Origin of the sequence: Alicyclobacillus sendaiensis NBRC 100866, assembly GCF_001552675.1 — a bacterium.
Taxonomy (GTDB): Bacteria; Bacillota; Bacilli; order Alicyclobacillales; family Alicyclobacillaceae; genus Alicyclobacillus; species Alicyclobacillus sendaiensis.
On sequence record NZ_BCRQ01000025.1, the window covers coordinates 1 to 21,232 of the forward strand.

Sequence of the window (21,232 nt, forward strand, 5' to 3'; positions counted from 1 at the left end):
GACCCGCGTACGCCGCCGCGGCGCCCAACTCCTCCTCGATGCGCAGGAGCTGGTTGTACTTCGCCACCCGATCCGTCCGGCTCGGCGCGCCCGTCTTGATCTGGCCGGTGTTCAACGCCACGGCGATGTCCGCAATCGTCGTGTCCTCGCTCTCGCCCGACCGGTGCGAGATGATGGCTGTGTAACGGTTCTTCTTGGCGAGCTCGACCGCGGCAAACGTCTCCGTCAGCGTGCCAATCTGGTTCACCTTCACCAGGATGGAGTTGCCCACGCCGCGATCGATCCCCATCTTCAGGCGCTCCACGTTGGTGACGAAGAGATCGTCCCCGACGAGCTGGACCTTGCCGCCGAGCGCTTCGGTGAGGTTCTTCCACCCGTCCCAGTCGTCCTCCGCAAGGCCGTCCTCAATGGACAAGATGGGGTATTTCGCGAGCAACCCCTCGTAGTACCGGATGAGCTCGTCGGCCGATCTCGTCACGCCCTCGCCCTCAAAGTGGTACTGGCCGTCCTTGTACAGCTCCGTCGACGCGATGTCGAGCGCGATGGAGGCCTCATCCCCCGGCTTGTAGCCCGCCTTTTCGATGGCTTCGACGATGACCTGAATCGCCTCTTCGTTCGTCTTCAGGTTCGGCGCAAACCCGCCTTCGTCGCCCACCGTCGTCGCCAGGCCCTTGTCCGCGAGCACCTTTTTCAGGCTATGGAAGATCTCCGCGCCCATGCGCAGCGCCTCGCGGAAGGTCGGTGCACCGTGCGGGACGACCATGAACTCCTGGATGTCGACCGTGTTGTCCGCGTGCTTGCCGCCGTTCAGGATGTTCATCATCGGCGTCGGCAAGGTGTGCGCGTACGTCCCGCCGAGGTAGCGGTAGAGCGGCAGGCCCACCTCCGCCGCGGCGGCCTTCGCCACGGCAATGGAAACCGCGAGAATGGCGTTGGCGCCGAGCTTGCCCTTGTTGGGCGTGCCGTCGAGCGAGATGAGCAGGTTATCGATGGCGATCTGATCCAGCGCATCCTCGCCGATGATCTCCGGTGTGATGATCTCGTTCACGTTCTTGACGGCCTTCAACACGCCCTTGCCCTGGTAGCGGCCCTTGTCGCCGTCGCGGAGCTCCACCGCCTCGTGGGCGCCGGTCGACGCGCCGGACGGCACGATGGCGCGGCCCTTCGCGCCCGACTCGAGCTCCACCTCCACTTCCACCGTCGGATTGCCGCGGGAATCGAGCACCTCGCGCGCGTGGACGTCAAAGATCTCGGACATCGCGATCCTCTCCTTTTGATGAATCGTCAGTGTTCAATCAAGGTCCTGCCCGTCATCGCCTCGGGCTTTGGCACGCCGAGCAGGTCGAGCAGTGTCGGGGCGAGATCGGCCAGGATGCCGCCTTCGCGCAGCTTGAGCCCAGGCACGGTGACGATACACGGAACCGGGTTGGTGGTGTGCGTGGTGCAGACCTCGCCCGTGTCAGGGTAGATCATCATGTCGGCGTTGCCGTGATCGGCCGTAATGATGGCCACGCCGTCCATGTCGAAGATGGCGTCCATCACCGTCTTCAGGCACTCGTCGACCGCCTCGCACGCCTTAATGGCCGCCTCCAGCGAGCCGGTGTGCCCGACCATGTCCGGGTTGGCGAAGTTCAGGATCATGGTGTCGATCTCGCCCGAGCGAATCCTTTTGGCCGCCGCATCCGCCACCTCGTACGCGCTCATCTCCGGCTTCAAATCGTACGTGGCGACCTTGGGCGACGGGATGAGCACGCGCTCCTCGCCCGGGAACGGCTCCTCGCGCCCGCCGGAGAAGAAGAAGGTCACGTGCGGGAACTTCTCCGTCTCCGCAATACGCAGTTGCGTGAGCCCGGCCTTGGACACGACCTCGCCGTACGTCTCCGTCGGAAAGTCGGGCGGATACGCGATCTCGCTCTTCACATCGTCGCTGTACTTCGTCATGGAGACAAAGTGCACCTTCGGCGGATTCGCCCCGCGGTCGAACTTGTCGAAGGAAGGATCCGTGAAGGCGAGGGACAACTGTATGGCGCGATCCGGCCGGAAGTTGAAGAAAATCAGGCTGTCGCCGTCCTCGACCGTCGCGAGCGGCTTGCCGTCCTCGCCCACGTGCACAATGGGTTCGACGAATTCATCGGTGACGTCCGCGTCGTAGCTCGCCTTGACCGCCGCGATGACGTCCTCGTGGCGATGGCCCTCGCCGTGGGCCATGGCGTCGTACGCCCGCTTGACGCGGTCCCAGCGCCTGTCGCGATCCATCGCGTAGTAGCGCCCCATCACCGTGGCGATGACGCCCGTGCCGAGATCGTCCATCAGGCGCTGCAGCTCTTCCAGATAGCCCACGCCCGTCGTGGGCGGCGTGTCCCGGCCGTCGAGGAACGCGTGAACCGCAACCCGGGGCACCTTGCGGCCCGCAGCCATGCGCAAGAGCGCAAACAGGTGATCGATGTGGCTGTGCACGCCGCCGTCCGAGACGAGGCCGCAGATGTGCAGCGTCTTCTTGCGGCGGACGGCGAGGTCCATGGCGCGAACCAGCACCTCGTTCTGGAAGAAGTCGCCGTCGCGGATGGCCTTGGTGATCCGCGTGAGATCCTGGTACAGGACCCGGCCCGCCCCGATGTTCGAGTGGCCGACCTCGGAGTTGCCAAACTGGCCGTCCGGCAAGCCGACCGCCTCGCCGGACGCCTGGAGCGTCGTGTGCGGATACGTCTCCCAGTAGTGATCGAAGTTCGGGGTCTTGGCCAGGTACACCGCGTTCCCTTCGTGGTGCGGGCTCAAGCCGAAGCCGTCGAGAATGATGAGCGCGACGGGGCCCTTGCCGTTCGGACGCGGCTTTCGCACGAAGTCGCTCATGCGAGCACCCCCTTGATGGCTTCCGCCATCGCCGCAAACGACAAGGGATCGAGGCTCGCGCCGCCGACGAGCGCGCCGTCGAGATCCGGCTCGCGGACGAAGGACGCCACGTTGTCCGGCTTCACGCTGCCGCCGTACAAAATGCGAAGCCCGTCCGCCGCTTCGCGCGACCACGTCTCCGCCACCGCGGACCGAATGGCTCGCGCCACCTCCAGAGCGTCCTCGGGCGTCGCGGTCTTGCCCGAACCAATGGCCCAGACCGGTTCATACGCGACCACCGCGTTCGCCACCTCGTCGGCACTGAGGCCGTCGAGCCCCTTGAGCACCTGGCCCGTGACCACCTCGTGGGTCACGCCCTCCTCCTTCTGCGTCGAGTTCTCCCCGACGCAGAGCACCGGCGTCATCCCATTCGCCACGATGGCCTTGACCTTTTGATTGATGAACTGATCCGACTCGCCGAACAGCATGCGGCGCTCTGAGTGTCCAGCCAGGACGAATTTCGTCCCGAACTCGGCAAGCATGCCCGGCGCAATCTCGCCTGTATAGGCACCTTCCTTTTCTGGAAACACGTTCTGGGCGCCTAGCCGCACCTGGGCAGGCAGCATCACGCGCAGGACGTGCAGACAGGTGTACGGCGCACAGATGGCGTATTCGATGCGGGAATCCAGCTTCTGCGACTGTTGTCCGAGGGCCTCCGCAAACGCCCGGGCCTCCGCCACTGTCTTGTACATCTTCCAGTTGCCCATGAGAAGGGGCGTCCTCGCCATCTCACAGACCTCCTCACTTGTCTTCGATCACGGCCACGCCGGGCAGCGTCCTGCCCTCCAGAAACTCCAGCGACGCGCCGCCGCCCGTGGAGACGTGCGTCATCTTGTCTGCGACGCCCGCCTGCTCCACCGCGGCCACCGAATCGCCGCCGCCGACAATGGTGGTGGCGTTCGCCTCCGCCATGGCCTGCGCGATGGCGAAGGTTCCCTTCGCGAACGCAGGCATCTCGAACACGCCCATCGGCCCGTTCCAGATGACCGTCTTGGCAGCGAGGATTTCGCGGCGGAACGCCTCCACGCTCGCGGGACCGATGTCAAGCGCCATCTCGTCCGGCTGAAGCTCGCTCACGAGCCGCACCGTGTGCTCGGCGTCCGGCGCAAACGCCTTGGCCGCCACCACGTCCACGGGGAGCAGAATCTTCCGGTTCGACGTGCGGGCGAGATCGAGCAAGCGGCGCGCCGTGTCCTTGGCATCCTCCTCGACGAGCGACTTCGCCATGTCGTGGCCTTGGACTGCCAGGAAGGTGTTGGCCATCCCGCCGCCGATGATGAGCGCGTCCACCTTGGGGAGCAGGTTCTCCAATACCTTAATCTTGTCCGACACCTTGGCGCCCCCAATGATGGCGACAAACGGCCGCTCGGGATTCGCCAGCGCCCTGCCCATAATGCCGACTTCCTTTTCCATCAGAAAGCCCGCGACGCAGGGAAGGTACTCTGCGATCCCGGCTGTGGACGCGTGCGCGCGGTGCGCGGATCCGAACGCGTCGTTCACGAACACGTCGCCGAGAGCAGCCAGCTGTCGTGCAAACTCAGGGTCGTTCTTCTCCTCGCCGGGATAGAAGCGCACGTTCTCCAAAAGCAGGATGTCGCCGTCGGAAAGCGCCGTCACAGCCCGTTGCGCCTCTTCGCCGACGGCCTCCGGGCAAAACGTGACCCGCTTGTTGGGAAGGAGTGACGCCAGGTGATCCGCGACCGGGCGCAGGGAGTACTTTGGATTCGGCTCGCCCTTGGGACGCCCGAGGTGGCTCATGAGTATCACGCGAGCGCCGCGGTCCGACAAGTAGGCAATGGTCGGAAGCGCCGCGCGAATCCGCGTGTCATCGGTGATCTGGCGCGCGTCGTCCATGGGCACGTTGAAATCCACGCGCACGAGGGCGCGCTTGCCCTGCCACGCCACATCTTCCACGGTCTTCTTAGCCACAAAAATCCTCCCATCTCCAAGCGTCTTTTCATCTCGGGGTGCTGTTCCGCTTGTATTGTACCAGACCCTCCCGCGCGCGTCTAAAGGGGCAAGGGAGGTCATATACATGGCAAGAGCGAGATCCCATCGGGGGTGGCCTACCATGACCATCGGCATCATTGGGACCGGACACATGGGCGGCATGCTCGCCGCCTTGCTCGCGGAGACCTCGGGCGAGCGCATCCTCGTGTTCAACCGCACGCGGGAGAAGGCCACCTTGGTGGCGCAACGTCACCCGCACATCGCGGTGGCTAGAGACCTGAGCGAGATGGCCGAGCTGTGCGACACGGTGCTCATCTGCACGCGCGCCGCGGACGGAGAACAGGTCGTCCGCGACATCGGCCCGCAGCTCGTGCCGAGGGCACTCCTGCTCACGACCATCTCCACCGCAGATCTCGCAGCGTGGCAGCGTTTCACCCCCGCCGTCCCCGTCAAGATGGTGCCAAGCCTCACGCAATGGGCGAAATCGGGCGCCATCCTCGTCGTCTATCCGGACGGGGCGGACCGAGAGACCAAGCGGCGCGTTGAGCAACTCCTCCGCCCCATCGGCCGACCCTTTCCCATCGCGGACGAGCAAGTGCGCGTGGCCTCGGATCTCACGAGCTGCGGACCTGCCTTTTGGGCGCGCCTCTGCATCGCCTGGACGCACGCCGCCGCTTCGACCGGCGCGCTCCGTCCTGCGGAAGTGGCCGAATTCATCCGCGACACGGCCGTCGGATTTGCCCGGTTGCTCGAAGCCGGCTGGTCGTTCGACGAAGTGTTGGACGCCATCTGCGTGCCCGGCGGCGTGACGGAAGCCGGTCTCGAAGCGTTCGCCGGCGCGGAGGAATGGTTCGCCGATCTCCACCGACGCACCGCCCGCTTTGCCCGCGGCCATCCGCCGGAGACGCCGCCTGGCAACTGAGCCCCCGGGCGAGGCCGAGGCCGCACCTCTACAGCGCGAATTTTGAAAAGCTTTGTCGAAAGGGCATGAACTGCAATTCATCGACTTGTGCGACACAGACCGAGGTCGCATAATGGATACAAGTGTAGAAGTTTGTTCGCAATGCCGTTAAAGGTGGTTGTCACGTTGGGACCTGCACACGCACCCATGGCTTCGAATGACAACGATTTCTGCAGACCTGATGAGGTCTCGGGCGCGACCTCCCGCTCCCGCCTCAAGGCACCCTACCTCCTTGCGCGCGCGAGCGGCCGCGAAAGGTCCTTTTTCGAGTTCGTGCGCGATCTCGCCGCCACCCACCCCGATCCCGATCCGTTCGTGTGTCTCGTGCTCGACGCCGAAGGCCACGTCGTGGCCAGCGCGGCGCACGGCCCATGGGAAAAGGACGACTTGAACCAGTGCCTGAACGCCGTCGCGCGGGAATTTCCCGCCGCCGCAGGGCGACAAGCGCGAACGTCGCCGCGCACCGGCGCTGGCACCCCTGAGGTCTCCCTTCTCCGCGTGGGCCGGTGGCACGCGGCGTGGACGCGGTTATCGGTGGCTGCCGGACGAGCCCGCCATTTGGCTGTCGTTCGGCGGGTTTCCGACGAAGACCTTCGCTCCCTCGAGCGCCTCGCGCTCTACCTCGCGCACGCCGCCACGCAGGCGTGGGCGACCTGCGAGCGCACCCTCGTGCAGCGAAGCCAATGCGTCCTCGAACGCATGCGCAAAAAATTGCACGAATTTGAGAAAGTGTCCGCCTTGGCCCAATTGTGCGCCGGAATCGCGCACGAGATCCGGAACCCCCTCACGACGGCGCGCGGATTTCTGCAGCTCTTCGCGGAGCGGTGCGACGCCAAAGACCGCGCCTATCTCGAGCTCACCATCAGCGAACTGGATCGGATACGAGAATTGTTGGAGGAGTTCATGGGCCTGTGCCGCCCCGACCGGGAAGACGTGGTGGAGGTGGACATGGCCGAGATCGCGCGATCCGTCCACCGCTTTCTCGTCCCGGAGGCGAGCCTCTGCAACATTGGGTTCGAGCTCTTCGTCCCCGACCGCCCCATCCCAGCCGCCGTCCGGCCCGCGCAAATAAAGCAGGTCCTCATCAATCTGGTCCAGAATGCGCTTCAGGCGTGCCGCGCCACGCCACACGCCACCGTGACCCTGAGCGTCGACGAGCGGGAGGACGGCGTTCGGGTGCAGGTGGTGGACAACGGGTGCGGGATTGAAAACACGGAGCGGATTTTTCGGCCGTTCTACACCACCAAGTCCACGGGCACGGGGCTCGGCCTCTTCGTGTGCAAGCACATCGTCGAATCCCACGGCGGATCTATCGCCGTCCGCTCCAAGGTCGGCGTAGGCACGACGGTCACGGTGGACATCCCGAAACGCGCCCCGCGGCGCGCCTAATCAGCGCGCCGCCAAAAGCTCTCCGAGTTCCGCCACGAGCCGCCCAAACCGCTCGAGCGCCTGGCGCACAGGGGCATCGCTCGTCATGTCCACGCCCGCCATCCGCAGGAGCTCAATGGACGTGTTGGAGCTCCCCGAGGACAGAAAGCGGAGATACCGCGCCACCGCTTCGTCCCCCTCGCGCCGGATCTTTTCGACGAGGGCGAGCGCCGCCGAGATGCCGGTGGCGTATTTGTACACGTAAAACGCCGAGTAAAAGTGTGGGATGCGCATCCAGCCGTGCGCGATATCGTCGTCCACCACCACCTCCGGCGCGTAGTAGGCCCGGTTCAGCTCGTAAAACACCTCGTCCAGCCAGTCCGCCGTGATGGCGCCGCCCGATTCGATGCGCTCATGCGTGCGCTTTTCAAACTCCGCGTAGAGCGTCTGGGCGATGAGCGTGGTGCGAATGGTCTCCACCTGACGGTTCAAAAGGTACGCGCGCCGCAGCGGGTCCTGTTCGCGCCCGAGCAGGTGATCGTACAACATCGCCTCGTTGACCGTGGACGCCACCTCGGCCACGAAAATGGTGTAATCGCTGTAGATGTACGGCTGCGTCTTCCGCGAAAAGTAGCTGTGCATCGAATGGCCGAGCTCGTGCGCCAGCGTGAACATGTCCTGGACGGAATCGGTGTAGTTGAGCAGAATGTAGGGATGCGTGCCGTACGTGCCCCACGAGTAACCACCCGAGCGTTTGCCCCGCGTCTCATAGACGTCCACCCAGCGCCCGTACAGCCCCTCGCGCGCGGCGCTCGCGTACGCCTCGCCGAAGGCCTCAACCGCCCGCAGCACGGTCTCGCGCGCCTCCGCGTAGGGGACCTTCCAGTCGATCTCGGCGACGAGCGGCACGTACAAATCCCACATGTGCAGTTCGTCGAGCGCGAGCGCCCGTTTCCGCAGCGCGAGATACGACTGAAGCGCCGGCAGCGAGTCCCGCACGGCCCGGATCAGGTTTTCGTACACGGTGCGGGGGATGCGATCCCCGTCGAGCGCCGCGTCGAGCGCGGACGGATACCGCCGGACGCGCGCGTTGATGGCGTTCCGCTTCACACTCGTCGCGTAGAGCGCCGCAATCGTGTTGCGGTGCTTCTTGTACGTGTCGTACACCGCGTGGAACGCCCGCTCGCGCACGCCGCGATCGCGCCGCTCCAACAGCTCGTGGTACAGGGCGTGCGTGACCTGAACCTCGTCCCCGTTCTCGTCGCGAATGGCCGGAAAGACCGTGTCCGCGTTGTTGTACATCTCGAAGATCTCGGACGACGCGTGCAGCACCTCGCTGAACTGCGCCAAAAGCTCCTCCTGCTCCGGCGTCAGGACGTGATCGCGCTGGCGCAGGGTTTCCTCGAGAAAGAAGCGGTACAGCTCGAGCCCCTCGACCGTCTCGAGCCAGCCTTCGACCTGCTCGGGCGAGAGCTGGACGAGCTCAGGGTAGAAAAACGACGTCGTCGCCTGCGTTTCGGCGGCGAGCCGCTGGGCCTCCGCGAACAGCGCCTGCCGCCATTTCTCGGTCGTGTCCTCGTCGAGCTTCATCTTGGCGTAGACGAAGAGCTTCCCGAGGATTTGACCGAGTTCGTCGTGCGCCCGGAGCGCACGGAGGAGCGTCTCCCCGGACGTGTGTAGCTGACCGCGAAACTGGGCAAAGGCCTCGGCGAGCTCCCGGACGCGCTTTGCGTCCTTGCGCCACGCCTCTTGGTCCGGGTAAATGTCTTCGAGGTTCCAGCGGAACTCGGGGTCAATCTCCTGCCTCGCCTTTCCGCGCACGTCGCGCGCCCAAACCACCTGAGATGCCAAGTTTTACGCCTCCTTGTCCTGCAGCCTGACGTTTGCCATCTGTGCGCCCGTGAATGCGCCTGGGAGAAGCTCGCCCACCGTGGTCTCGGCCACATCCCCGCGCAGGTTCCCGAGGTAGACCGGGGTGTCGGGCGAGCAGAACTCAGCCAACACCTGGCGGCACGCGCCGCAGGGCGAGACCGGCTCCGGGCTGTCCGCGATGACGGCCACCGCGCGAATCTCGGGCTTCGCCCCAGGCGAGGCCTCCGCGACGGCGCGAAACACCGCGGTTCGCTCCGCGCAGTTGGTGAGCCCGTACGAAGCATTCTCGACGTTCGCGCCCCTCACGATGCGCCCGTCCCCAAGCTCGAGCGCCGCACCGACGGCGAACCCGGAATACGGCACGTACGCGCGCTCGCGCGCCTCGCGCGCCGCCTCCATCAGGTGCGTGTGGGGAAGTGTCTCGCTTCCCTCGATTCGCGCCAGGATGAGCGGCGGCGCGTCCACCGGATCGTCCGAAATCTCGATGACCGCCTCGAGCTCGCGGATCGAGCGGAGGGCGTCCTCCTCCGTGCGCGCGTGCACGGTGAACATCGGGCGATGGGTCTGGACGCGATCGCCCACCTTCGCGTGCAGGACGATCCCGACGGACGGATCGATGGCAGCGTCCTTCGTCTCGCGGCCCGCGCCGAGCCGCATCGCCGCGAGGCCAAACGCGAGCGCCGGCAGCTTGGCGACAAACCCGGCCTTCTTCGGCAGATACGGCATTTGGACCGGGGCCTGCGGGAGGCGGCGCGGATCGTCCACCACGGCCGGATCGCCCCCCTGCGCCGCAATCCAGCGCCTGAGCGTCCCGAGCGCCCGGCCCTCGGCCACCGACTGGCGTAGCTTGTGGCGCGCCTCTTCGCGCGTCGCGGCCACGCCCGCCAACACGGCCATCTCCTCCGCCAGGGTGAGCGCGATCTCGGCGAGATCGAACGGCCCCTCGCCGGACAGCACGCGGATGGCCTCGGCCACCTCGAGCGCGTTCCCGATGGCACACCCGAGCGGCTGATCCATGTTACTGAGCACCGCTACCGTCCGCCTGCCCGCCGCCTCGCCAATGTCCACCATGAGCCGCGCGAGCCTGTGCGCGTCCGAGCGCGACTTCATGAACGCGCCGTCGCCCACCTTCACATCGAGCACGATGGCGTCGGCGCCGCCCGCCAGCTTTTTGCTCATGACCGAGCTCGCGATGAGGGGCAGCGACTCGACGGTCCCGGTCACATCCCTGAGCGCGTACAGCTTCTTGTCGGCCGGCGCCAGATCCGCCGTCTGCCCGCCGAGCGCGATGCCCACTTCCTTCACCTGCGCCACGAGCTCTGCCACGCTGAGATCCGTGCGAAATCCCGGGATGGACTCGAGCTTGTCGATGGTGCCACCCGTGTGCCCGAGCCCTCGCCCGGACATCTTGATGACCGGCACGCCGATGGACGCGACGAGCGGCAGCACCACGAGCGTCGCCTTGTCCCCCACACCTCCGGTGCTGTGCTTATCCACTTTGACGCCCGGGATACCCGAGAGGTCCAGCCGCTCGCCAGAATCGGCCAGAAGCCGCGTGAGCACGAGCGTCTCCTCGCGAGTCATGCCTCGCCAGACCACGGCCATGAGGAACGCGCTCATCTGGTAGTCCGGGATGTTCCCCTTCACATATCCCTCGACCAGAATCCGAAGCTCCTCCTCGGTCAACACCTCGCCTCTCCGCTTCTTGTCGATCACGTCCACCGCTCGCATGCAATGCACCCTCTCGTCTCGAGCTCCTTCGCGTCCATGGTACCACAGCGCGGAACGAGCTGTGCGCCGACCCTTCACGGATGGGACAGACTTCAGTAAAGTGATACGTGGCAGCTTTGCCGCCGATTCTCGGCTGGGCCGGAAATGGAGACGACGCCTCGTGATAGGACGGAAGCTCACGCTGTACAGCTTTATCTACCGCGGACTGTCCTCGTTTCTCACCTTCGCCAACAGCGCCATTGCCGCGCGGTATCTGCCGACGGCAAGCCGCGGCGAATTTCAGCTCTCGACGACCGTGGCCACGCTTGGCCAGTCGTTTTCGGGCGGGTACACGAATTATTTCTCCTACGCGCTGCCCCGGAGACCTGAGGATCGGGCGCAGATCGTCCAAATGGGCAACTTCGTCATGTACCTGTTCAGCGCCACCTTCTGGCTGTGCGCTCTCGCCGCCCTTTGGATCTGGCATCCCCCGCTCGCCATCGCCTATGCGCTGGTCGGGATCCCGTTCACGTTCCTGTTCGGCTACGGCTCCAAACTCCTCAACTCGCTCGGCGAGATCTCGTGGCTGAACCGCGTGAACATCGCGCAGGCTGTGGCGTTTCTCGTCCTCTACCTCGCCTTCATCGCAAGTCACTGGCACATGGCGCCCGGACCTCGTCTCATGTGGACCTTTCGCATTTGGCTCGTCTCCTGGGCCCTGTGCGTCGCGCTGACGCTCGCCGTGACGTACCAGAAACTCGGGTTCGGAGAGGCGCTCAAGTGGCGATTCCACCGGGCGGAATGGCGAGGGCTCTATCGATACGGCACGGCCTCCTCGCTCGCCATCGTCACAGGATACGTGAACTATCGGACGGATTTCTGGATGCTCGCGCTCTTGCACAGCGCCACCACGCTCTCCATCTATGGCGTAGCGGTCGCGGCGGCAGAGATCCTCAACACCCTGACGCAGACCATCGCGACGATGGTGTTTCACCGCGTAACCGCCGCAAGCGTGGACGACGCCGGCGCCATCACGGAGAGCGCCTCGCGGCAGACGCTCATCACGTCCATCTTCGCGGCCTTCGCCCTGGCCCTCGGGATGCCCGTCATCGTGCTCATCTACAGCTGGCACAAGTACGGCGGAAGCCTCGGCCCGTTCTACGTCCTCCTCCCGGGCCTCGTGCTCAAGGCCACCGCCAACGTGATTGCGCAGTACTTCAGCAACGCGCTCGGCCGCCCGACGGCGCTCACCTGGGTGAACCTGGCCGTGATCGCCGCCAATGCGCTCATGTGCCTCGGGCTCATCCCCCTCGCCGGCATGTACGGCGCATCCATCGCGTCGACGCTCTCGTACGTGCTGGAGCTCGCCCTGTACGTCACCTGGTACCGGCGGGCCTCCGGGCGCGACAGCCGTGCCCTTTGGCGCGTGACGCGCACGGATTTGGCACCGTACCTCGAGCTCGCCCGCAAGGTCCGCGCGCGCCTGGCCAGGACCGCATAAAAAAAGCCCGGCGCATGCCGGGCCGAAAAGCGTCAGAAGGTGCCGCCGAAGGACAGATAGAGAAGCAGCATGTTCAACACGACGATCACGCTCGCGCAAAAGCTCGCCACCCAGGTGGTCAGCCGCCGGTTGACCAATCGCCCCATGATGTCCGGCCGGCGCGTGAAGTAGATGAGGGCCACCACCGGCATCGGCAGGACGACGCTCAACACCACTTGGCTCAGGACGAGCGTCTGAGTCGGATCGATGCCGAGCGCGACGATGATGACGGTCGGGATCATCGTGATGACGCGCCGGAGCCAGAGCGGAATCGTGAAGCCGACAAACCCCTGCATGATGACCTGCCCGGCCATCGTGCCGACCGCGGAGCTCGAGAAGCCGGAGGCCAAGAGCGAAATGAGAAACACCGCGGCGCTCGCCGGCCCGAGCAGCGGCGTCAGCGTCTTGTAGGCGGTCGAGATGTCCGCCACGCCCGTGTGGCCGGTGTTGTGAAACACCGACGCGGCCATGAACATCATGGACAGGTTCACGAGACCGGCGAGCGACATGGCGATGACGACTTCTTTGGCGCTGAAGCGCGCGATCTTCACTTTGTCCTCTTCGTCCCGCGGCTGAATGCGGTTTTGCGTCAGGCTCGAATGCAAGTACACCACGTGCGGCATCACCGTCGCGCCGATCACGCCGACGGCGAGCAGCACCGCCGCCTGGTTCCCGAGCCACGGCACCACGCTGTGGTAGGCCACCTGCCCCCAATTCGGCTTGGAAAAGGCCGTCTCCACCACGTAGCACAGCGCGATGATCAGGACGAACGCCGTGATGAACTTCTCCAACGGGCGGAAACCAAGGCGGTCGAGCGTCAGGATGAGATACGTGACGACGCCCGTGATGAGCGTGCCCCAGAGCATGGGAATGTGAAGAAGCAGATTCAAGCCGACCGTGGCACCTAAAAATTCCGCGATATCGGTGGCCATGGCCGCGACTTCGGAAAACGCCCACATCACGTACGTCAGCCACTTCGGGAAGTGATCTCGGCACATCTCGGGCAGGCTCTTGCCCGTGGCGATGCCGAGCTTCGCGGACAGGTGCTGAATGAGCATCGCCATGAGATTCGCAAGCACGACCACCCACAACAAGCGGTAGCCAAACTGTGAGCCGCTCTGGATGTTCGTCGCGTAATTGCCAGGGTCGATGTACGCGACGCAGGCGACAAAGGCCGGCCCAAGGAAGGGCAACAGCGCGCGCAGCCCTCTGCGGCGGCGATCCAGCGCGGCCCTAGCGGCTCGCACAGCCTTCGCGTCAGACGTCTGGTAGCTCGTGGTCGTCACACTCACCTCATCGCCCCCTCCGCCGGCAACGGCCCTGCCTAGGGGCCCCGGACATGAGTTGTATTCGGGTAAGATTTTTAGCCAAAGGAAACTTTCTGACCCTATTATACGCCGGATTCGGCGATTTGTGACCTGCACTTTTGTCCGAAACCAACATTTTTGGCCTAGGGAAAGTGCACAAGCTGCTGCCCACAGTCCTCCGCAAAGACAAAAACTGCCCCTCACCGCGCTTGCGCACGGATAAGGGGCAGTTCCCCAAGAACTCTATATCGAAGATGCGCTCACACGAACACGGGTTCCTTCAGATCCTCCAGCTTGACCATCGACTCCTCGGCGACTTCTTTGTGCAAGCTGTTCCCATGTGCATCCATCGTCACGATGGCCGGGAAGTTGTCTACCTCGAGGTGCCACATGGCCTCGGGGATGCCGAACTGCTCGAGGAAGTCGACCCCCTTCACCTTCGTCACGCACCGCGCATAGAATTGCGCCGCGCCGCCGATGGCGTTCAAGTAGACCGCGCCGCACTTCTTCAGGCCCTGCAGCGTCTTTTCGCCCATGCCGCCCTTGCCTATGACCGCGCGAATGCCAAACTTCTCGATGATGTCGGCCTGATAAGGCTCCTCGCGCGAACTCGTCGTGGGCCCAGCGGCCTTGACGTGCCATTCGCCGTTCTCGTCCTTGAGCATCACCGGGCCGCAGTGATACAGGATGCCGCCCCGGAGGTCCACCGGCGAATCGTGGTGCATGAGATACTTGTGAAGCTCGTCGCGACCCGTGTGGATTTCGCCCCGGATGAGCACCACGTCGCCCACCTTCAGCTTGCGGATCTGCTCCTCGCTGATGGGCGCCTGCAGCACGATCGCGTTCTCCGTCGAAAAGGCCTGCTTCGGACGCTCGAGCTGACCCTCGCCATCCTTGTACAGCCAGCGCCGGATTTCGCCCGTCTCGGGATCGAGCACCACGCCAAGGCGCCGGAAGGCCCAGCAGTTGTACGCCACCGAGACGAAGAAGCTCGCGGGAATCCGGTTGCGCACGCCAATCTTGCAACCTAAGAGCGTCACTCTCCCGCCAAAGCCCATGGTGCCGATGTCGAGCTGATTGGCCTTCTCCATGATGTATTGCTCGAGTTCGGCCAACTGCGGATTCGGGTTGACATCGTCCAGCGGGCGGAACAGCTGTTCCTTCGCCGCTTCATAGCCGCTCGTGCGATCGCCGCCGATGCACACGCCGATGAAGCCCGCACTGCACCCCTGACCCTGAGCCTGATAGACCGCGTGCAAGATGCACTTGCGAACGCCGTCGAGATCGCGCCCCGCTCGCCCGAGGCCCGGAAGCTCGGTCGGAAGGGCGTACTGGATGTTCTTGTTTTCACAGCCTCCGCCCTTGAGGATGAGCTTCACCTCGACCTCGTCTTTCTCCCACTGGTGGAAATGGACAATGGGCGTGCCCTCGCCGAGATTGTCGCCGGTGTTCTTGCCGGTGAGCGGATCGACCGAGTTGGGCCGCAGCTTGCCAAGCCGCGTCGCTTCGGCGACGGCCCGGCGAATCTCTTTCTCGAACTCAATTTGGTTGAAACCGACCGGACAATGGACGATGAAGGTCGGCATGCCCGTGTCCTGACAGATGGGCTGCACGTCCTCCTCTGCGGAGATGATATTGTCGATGATGGTGTTCAGGGCGATGGACGCGCGGCTGCCCAACTCCTCCTGGAGCTGCGCCCGCTTGATGGCCCTGCGCACGTCGGGCGGCAGATTCGTGGAGGTCTCCGTGATGAGTTCCAATAGACTATCAAACGCTTTCGTCGCCACTTGCCACTACCCCTTTCACAGCACGTTCCTGGTGGCCCTCTTTCAGTATATCACTAGCCGCCTCCGAAGCCGGAATCGCGGTCCATTCACCGCCGCCCACAAAAAAAGGGCCAAAAGGCCCTCACCGGAGCGGCACATCCAGCCGCGCCACATCCGCCCATGTCTCCCGCCGCGCTACGAGACGCGCCTCGCCGTCCCGGCAGAAGACCACCGCGGGCTTGGGGATGCGGTTGTAGTGGCTCGCCATCGCATACGTGTACGCACCAGTCGCGAAGACGGCAAGCAGATCCCCCGGCTGTGGGTCCGCAAGCGGGAGATCCCAGATGAGCATGTCCCCGCTCTCGCAGCACTTGCCCGCCACCGACCACAGGCGATCCGGGGCCTCCGCCGCGCGGTTCGCGTAACACGCGTGGTACTTCGCGCCGTAGAGCGCCAGGCGCGGATTGTCCGTCATGCCCCCGTCGATGGCGACGTAATTGCGCACGCCCGGGATCACCTTGCGACTGCCCACGCGATACAGCGTGACCCCCGCCGGCCCAACGATGCTGCGGCCCGGCTCAATCCACAGGACCGGCACGTCCATGTCGCGAGCCGCAAAGGCCGACTTAGCAGCGCGAATGACGCCACGGACGAGATCGGCCACCGGCGGGGCGTCCTCGTCGGTGTACGGGATCCCGAACCCGCCGCCCAAGTTGAGCACGGAAAAGGGCAGGCCGAACCGGCTCAGTCCGTCTTCGTACACGCTCGCCATGCGATGAGCGAGCAGCTGGAAGCCTTCCACGTCGAAGATCTGCGATCCAATGTGGGCGTGCACGCCGATGACGCGCGCGCGTTCCACTTCCTTGAGCCGCGCAAACGCCTGCTCCACCTGATGGCTGGCGAGATCGAAGCCGAACTTGGAGTCCTGCTGCCCGGTGGAGATGTAGTCGTGCGTGTGCGCCTCGACCCCCGGCGCCACTCGCACAAGGACGTCGACCGTGCGCCCGGTTGTTTCAAGGATGTCGGCCAGGAGATCGATCTCGTCAAAGTTGTCCACGATCACGGCGCCGATGCCGCTCTCCACCGCGTATTGGAGTTCCTCCGGGGTCTTGTTGTTGCCGTGCATGTGAAGCTTCGCCGCGGGCACGCCGGCCGCGAGCGCAGTGTACAACTCGCCCCCCGACACGACGTCGATGCCGAGTCCCTCCTCGTGCGCGAGCTGACACATGGCGATGGTGCAGAAGGCCTTGCTGGCGTACGAAATCTGGTACGGCACGCCTTCCTCTTGGAACACGCGGTGAAACGCGCGGATGGTCTCGCGAATCAGCCCCTCGTCGTATGCGATGAGCGGCGTTCCGAACTGACGGGCGAGATCGACCGCGCTTACCCCGCCGATGAGAAGGTGGCCCTTTTCATCTCGCGGAAAGTGCGCGTCCACGCTCGGCCTCACGTCCAACAGGTGTTCTGACTTCACACTGTCCACTCCTATCGTCTCTCTCTTGCTCGACGCGACACGACCCGGTGCGCAGGACCTGAATAAAGATTCAGACACAAGTATATACGTGCGCGATTGACGCGAGCAACGGCAAATTGCGTAAAGTGTTGAGCGTCAGTGATATGGTCACCGTGAGATTCGTCCGTGAAAATGTCGTGGATGAGCAAGGAGTATCTTGTGATGCGGCAGGAAGAAGCTCGACGTCTCACGGTCATTTCCAAAGTGAAGGACTTCACCCCAACTTGAGAGAGAGAAAATGGTATCCACCAAACCATTTCTACGGGGCGAAGTCTAACGTGCACCTTCGACAAACATGGCTCTTTTGCTTTGACAAATGGATGGAAATTGACCCTTCGGAGCAGCCTGAGAGTTTTTTCTCCGCGCTCGATCTGAGTCCGTATGCCGCGAAGTTGAGCAGTTTGACACCCCAAGGGGCCAAGCCCATCTCCCGGGAAGCTATCTTGCGCGCATTTCTGGCGGCGACCCTTAAAATAGCGGATGAAACTAGATGACGTGCATGTGTGGGGGGTATCGAGAAGGCCACAGCGCATGCGTACGTCAACGCCAGTGTACTGTTGGCATCGGTTCTGGCGACGCACCGGACGAATCGTCTCGAGCAGGTGGCCTAACCTGATGATTCGAACGAATACCGAAGGGGCGCGATCTATCCACACAGCAGAAAACGTGATGAAGGTAGAAATAGCCACGATTGGTCGTAGCAGATTGATGAATTCGATTGCAACCATCTGAGCATCCAAGAGGTTTCCATTCAAGTCACGCCAAAAGGCCACTACGCAGTCGTGTTGATCGAATGGTCCGATTTTCACCACCTTGCGTCGTAGTCATGTCTTTGAACAGTCGATACACGATGACTCGACAGCGTATGTGCCAGCGTAACCGCATCTCGCTTCTCTCCATGCACAGAGTAGCCCGATTATCACGAGCAGATCAGCGAGGGTTTTTGCTCCGAACCCTGCTTATTCGATGAGCGTTTTCTGGAATCATCCGTCTCCCTTGCGGGTCCTCTGCTCGTTTTCCAGCCCCCAATTGGGCGTTTGCCCTTTCCTTGGGCGGGCATTCGACCATAAAGTGCAGTATCGCCTGGAGAAAGGAGATTGTAGATGAGCAGAAAGAAGAAGAGCCATTATGTCGTCCTCAAATTAGGCGATGGAGTGGATGCACGAAGACTGGTCAAAGATCATTCATTCGCCAACTGGACGCTCGAGATCCAACGCCCCAGCAAATACAACCCATGCGTTCGTTATCACGTCCAGCGTGTCTACCCTCTTTAATCGTCCTTCAGGATCGCTTCTCTGTGGTCAAGACGGATTGTGATGGCGATGTTTTCCGGATGATTCTATGTCATCCATGCGAAAGAGGAGAGGTTCACCAATCAATTCGTCTTCAACATAACGAAAGGAGCTCATGAATATGGAACCGCAAATGAATCACCTCACAGTTCTTGAACTGCAGAAAGACACAGACCACCATCCGCAGTCATATCACATCCCGTTCATGACGGATAGTTTTCCACCCTACAGGCCAGTTCACAGGAATATCTACGGATGGTGTTATGTCCCATATTCCGTGCATCGGAAGACCATCAACGGCATGACGTAATGGAACGAACGAAGACTCAAGACGTTCGTGCTCTTGGGTCTTTGCATGCCCCTTCCTTGCCACGACCCATGGAAGGGGCATGCTGCATCCTTAGAGACCATCATCCGTTGTGCGCTCATGGAGGAGAGGCGACGTGACTCGAGTCTAGATGCAAAGGACGCCTATCCGATGGACTCGACAACCTCCCGCTCCCATAAACGATCGTTTGAGCCTGCTCCATCAGCATCGTTGTCGTACGCCGCGTGATCCCCGGGAACAAAGGCCTGTTGACAGAGCGGCTCGAGCCGAATATCGCCCCCCAATTCCCAATGCACGTTCTGACATCTTGGCAAGGCGCGGACTCGTCCCCGACGCCACATACACTCACGACACGGTTGCGGAAGAAAGCGTTTCACATCGCCCATGTCGTCCATCCGAGTGCTCATGAAGACACTCGTTCGCACTGAATCATCTCCCGCATGAGATTGCAACAACCACGATCTTGAGTCATATATGTAATATTTATCCATTTCAAGTTCTTTGAATGAATAGAGCCTGACTTCGACAGCTGGTCAGCATCACTGCCGCATTTGGCCTCGTCCGGGGTGACAGATTCACTGACGCTTGACACGGCAAATTGCGTAAGGTCTGCGCGCATAGGACGGCAAAAGCCAGAACACCCTAGCAACAGATTCGATTTGGAGGTGAGACCGTGCGCTTCAACCCCGTGGACTGGATTGCCTGGGCGCTCGTCATCATCGGGGGCATCAACTGGGGCCTGATTGGTTTTGCCAACTACAACCTCGTGGGAGCCCTCTTCGGCGCGACGTGGCTCTCGCAGTTCGTGTACGCGCTCGTTGGCCTCGGCGCGCTTTGGCAGCTGGTGGCCGTCCTGGTGAAGAGCCAGGCTGTAAGAATGTGATTTCGCACAGGGCGCGAAACGGCGCAAAGCCCTGGCTCCCCGACGGGGAAACCAGGGCTTTCCTCGCACTGAACCCTCAGCGACCGACACGGATCCGGCGTTCGGGCGAGCCGGACACGCGCTCCGCCTCGGCGTCCTCGCCGACGCTCGCCGCGTTCAGCGTGAGACCGCGCGTCTCCGGCGCCAAGAAGACGCAGATCAAAAAACCCCCGAACGTCACGAGCGCCCCCACCAACATGGTCGGGCCCACGCCGTAGCGGGCCAAGGCCCACGGCAGGAGGTACGTGCCAGCCACGGCCCCGAGCCTGCTGATGCAGGTCGTCACGCCAACAGCCGTGCCGCGAACCTCGGTCGGGAACAGCTCATTCGGCGCGAGCCACTCCATGATGTTCGGCCCGCCGGAAGACAGGGCGTACAGCAGAAAGCCGAGGCCGATGACCCAGAGCGGCCCCTTCGGAAACAACCCCAACAACAACATGCCAACGGTCATGACCGCAAACGAGGCAATCATCGTCGCCCTGCGCCCAAGGCGATTCAGCAACCACAGTGCGGGGATGCAGCCCGCGATGAACAGGGCGCTGATGAGCGCCGACCCATACCCGGACGATCCGTTGAGCACGTGATAGTCGTCGAGCAGCGTCGGCCCAAACGTCAGCATGGCGAAAAGCGGCGCGACCGCCGCCGTGAAAAACCCACTCACGTACAGCGTCCGTTTCCAGTACGTCCGATTGAACAGCGTCAGGTAGCTGGTTCGCGCGCGTTTCTCATCCGGGACCGCGATGTGCCTGAGGCTCGCCCCCGGCCCATAGATCTCGCGCAGCACCTTCAGCGCTTCGCGCGCCCGACCCTGCTGAAGCAGCCAACGCGGGGACTCCGGCGTCCCGAGCCGCAGAATCACGAGCGCAATACCCGGAACCGCGCTCGACGCCAACATGTACCTCCACGCGTCCGGCCCGATGGGCAGAAGCCACTGTCCCACGAGGTACGCGACCGTGGCGCCCACGTACCACGCGATGACCGTCACGCCGAGCATCAAACCGCGGTGCTTGCGCGGCGCGAACTCCGTCAAAAGCGACGTGGCAATCGGGTAGTCCGCGCCGACGGCGATGCCGAGCACCACGCGCAGGACAAAAAGCTCCCAGGCGGTGTGCACGAAGAACTGCAAAATCGAAGCCACAATCAGCAAGATGAAATCGATGGTGTACATCAGCTGCCGGCCAAATCGATCCGTCACGTACCCGAGCAGCCCGCCAATGAAGATGCCGATCAGCGCGGACGCACCAATCAAGCCGCTCCACACGGCGTCGAGATGGAGCTCAGGCGTCAACTGCGTCAAGGCCACCGCGACGATGCTCAGGATGTAGCCGTCGAGAAACGGCCCGCCCGACGAATAGATGGTGAGCTTCAGGTGAAAAAGGCTCCACTTCGCATCTTCGACCGGATTCACCGGCTTCGTCGCCTGCAGTTCCATGGTTTCCCCCCTCAAACGTTGTCGATCTCGACCGCGCCGCGCGCGCAATGCGACAGCATGCGATTCGAGATGGTTCGAGGGGGATCTGCAGATGACGTGCACCAACGGGGCTCTCCAGTGGAAAACGTGAGGAAAAGAAAGCGGCGATACATGGCATCGTCCCCTTTCCGCGCGCTTACGAGGTTAGCTGACGGGTTAGGGCGGAAAGGCGCCCCACGACGGTTGTCGTTTCACCCCGGACGTTGGGTCCCCCGTTTCCTCCGCAGAGGAATTCAGCGCTGCCGCTTGTATCGCAATGGAGTATGCGTGGTGTCCTATTACAATACACGAAATTTGAGGTCAACGCAATGCGGGACGCAGCTCTCGGCACCCGCCGCGAGCG

14 protein-coding genes, 1 pseudogene and 1 riboswitch are annotated in these 21,232 nt (G+C 63.2%); of the genes and pseudogenes, 5 read left to right on the forward strand and 10 right to left on the reverse strand.

Annotated features, from left to right (window positions below):
- From eno to AS26_RS06660, 4 genes are all read right to left on the reverse strand, one after another.
- On the reverse strand, positions 1-1,258 hold a 1,258-nt coding region (gene eno, locus AS26_RS06645; RefSeq protein ID WP_062307542.1), incomplete at its 3' end, for a phosphopyruvate hydratase.
- Positions 1,259-1,284: 26 nt separating this feature from the next.
- Complete coding sequence (gpmI, locus tag AS26_RS06650; RefSeq protein WP_062307545.1) at positions 1,285-2,850, reverse strand: 2,3-bisphosphoglycerate-independent phosphoglycerate mutase; 1,566 nt, start codon at positions 2,848-2,850, stop codon at positions 1,285-1,287.
- Positions 2,847-3,617 carry a triose-phosphate isomerase gene (gene tpiA / locus AS26_RS06655; RefSeq protein ID WP_062307547.1) on the reverse strand — a complete coding sequence of 257 codons (771 nt, stop codon included), beginning with the start codon at positions 3,615-3,617 and terminating at the stop codon, positions 2,847-2,849. Before tpiA ends, gpmI begins: the two co-directional genes overlap by 4 nt.
- 13 nt (positions 3,618-3,630) lie before the next feature.
- Positions 3,631-4,818 carry a phosphoglycerate kinase gene (locus AS26_RS06660; RefSeq protein ID WP_062307549.1) on the reverse strand — a complete coding sequence of 396 codons (1,188 nt, stop codon included), beginning with the start codon at positions 4,816-4,818 and terminating at the stop codon, positions 3,631-3,633.
- A 106-nt stretch (positions 4,819-4,924) separates the two neighbouring features.
- Between AS26_RS06660 and AS26_RS06665 the strand changes: the two genes are divergently transcribed.
- On the forward strand, positions 4,925-5,761 hold the full coding sequence (locus tag AS26_RS06665; RefSeq protein ID WP_245629653.1) for a pyrroline-5-carboxylate reductase family protein: 837 nt from the start codon (positions 4,925-4,927) through the stop codon (positions 5,759-5,761).
- A gap of 165 nt (positions 5,762-5,926) precedes the next feature.
- Entirely contained in the window at positions 5,927-7,189 is a 1,263-nt protein-coding gene (locus AS26_RS06670; RefSeq protein WP_062307554.1) for an ATP-binding protein, read from the forward strand.
- Here the strand turns inward: AS26_RS06670 and pepF are convergent, their stop codons facing one another.
- Both pepF and AS26_RS06680 read right to left on the reverse strand, forming a co-directional pair.
- Positions 7,190-9,019, reverse strand: a complete 1,830-nt coding sequence (pepF, locus tag AS26_RS06675) for an oligoendopeptidase F (protein ID WP_062307557.1) — start codon at positions 9,017-9,019, stop codon at positions 7,190-7,192.
- A gap of 3 nt (positions 9,020-9,022) precedes the next feature.
- Positions 9,023-10,771: a pyrimidine-nucleoside phosphorylase gene (locus tag AS26_RS06680; protein ID WP_062307559.1), complete on the reverse strand. Its 1,749-nt coding sequence runs from the start codon at positions 10,769-10,771 to the stop codon at positions 9,023-9,025.
- A gap of 160 nt (positions 10,772-10,931) precedes the next feature.
- On the opposite strand from AS26_RS06680, the gene AS26_RS06685 reads away from it, so the two are divergent.
- On the forward strand, positions 10,932-12,251 hold the full coding sequence (locus AS26_RS06685) for an MATE family efflux transporter (RefSeq protein WP_062307561.1): 1,320 nt from the start codon (positions 10,932-10,934) through the stop codon (positions 12,249-12,251).
- A 32-nt stretch (positions 12,252-12,283) separates the two neighbouring features.
- Here the strand turns inward: AS26_RS06685 and AS26_RS06690 are convergent, their stop codons facing one another.
- The 3 genes from AS26_RS06690 to lysA form a co-directional block, all read right to left on the reverse strand.
- Positions 12,284-13,582 carry an Nramp family divalent metal transporter gene (locus AS26_RS06690; RefSeq protein WP_062307564.1) on the reverse strand — a complete coding sequence of 433 codons (1,299 nt, stop codon included), beginning with the start codon at positions 13,580-13,582 and terminating at the stop codon, positions 12,284-12,286.
- Between the two features lie 275 nt (positions 13,583-13,857).
- Entirely contained in the window at positions 13,858-15,384 is a 1,527-nt protein-coding gene (locus AS26_RS06695) for a fumarate hydratase (protein WP_062307565.1), read from the reverse strand.
- A 121-nt stretch (positions 15,385-15,505) separates the two neighbouring features.
- Positions 15,506-16,837 carry a diaminopimelate decarboxylase gene (gene lysA / locus AS26_RS06700; RefSeq protein ID WP_083516009.1) on the reverse strand — a complete coding sequence of 444 codons (1,332 nt, stop codon included), beginning with the start codon at positions 16,835-16,837 and terminating at the stop codon, positions 15,506-15,508.
- Between the two features lie 317 nt (positions 16,838-17,154).
- Between lysA and AS26_RS15005 the strand changes: the two are divergent.
- Together AS26_RS15005 and AS26_RS06710 are read left to right on the forward strand one after the other, a co-directional pair.
- Positions 17,155-17,349, forward strand: a pseudogene (locus AS26_RS15005) (transposase); the annotation flags it as partial.
- Positions 17,350-19,169: 1,820 nt separating this feature from the next.
- Positions 19,170-19,379 (forward strand): DUF378 domain-containing protein, encoded by a 210-nt coding sequence (locus AS26_RS06710; protein ID WP_062307570.1) that lies wholly within the window; start codon positions 19,170-19,172, stop codon positions 19,377-19,379.
- A gap of 76 nt (positions 19,380-19,455) precedes the next feature.
- Here the strand turns inward: AS26_RS06710 and AS26_RS06715 are convergent, their stop codons facing one another.
- Complete coding sequence (locus tag AS26_RS06715) at positions 19,456-20,850, reverse strand: MFS transporter (RefSeq protein WP_062307572.1); 1,395 nt, start codon at positions 20,848-20,850, stop codon at positions 19,456-19,458.
- Positions 20,851-21,006: 156 nt separating this feature from the next.
- A riboswitch (cyclic di-AMP (ydaO/yuaA leader) is annotated at positions 21,007-21,138 on the reverse strand.
- Positions 21,139-21,232 lie beyond the last annotated feature (94 nt).

What these genes read in the sequence shown, in the direction of transcription:
- AS26_RS06680 (WP_062307559.1), bottom strand. Translation starts at nt 10,771, where the DNA reads ATGCGAGCGGTGGACGTGATCGACAAGAAGCGGAGAGGCGAGGTGTTG.
- AS26_RS06715 (WP_062307572.1), bottom strand. Translation starts at nt 20,850, where the DNA reads ATGGAACTGCAGGCGACGAAGCCGGTGAATCCGGTCGAAGATGCGAAG.
- tpiA (WP_062307547.1), bottom strand. Translation starts at nt 3,617, where the DNA reads ATGGCGAGGACGCCCCTTCTCATGGGCAACTGGAAGATGTACAAGACA.
- gpmI (WP_062307545.1), bottom strand. Translation starts at nt 2,850, where the DNA reads ATGAGCGACTTCGTGCGAAAGCCGCGTCCGAACGGCAAGGGCCCCGTC.
- AS26_RS06665 (WP_245629653.1), top strand. Translation starts at nt 4,925, where the DNA reads ATGGCAAGAGCGAGATCCCATCGGGGGTGGCCTACCATGACCATCGGC.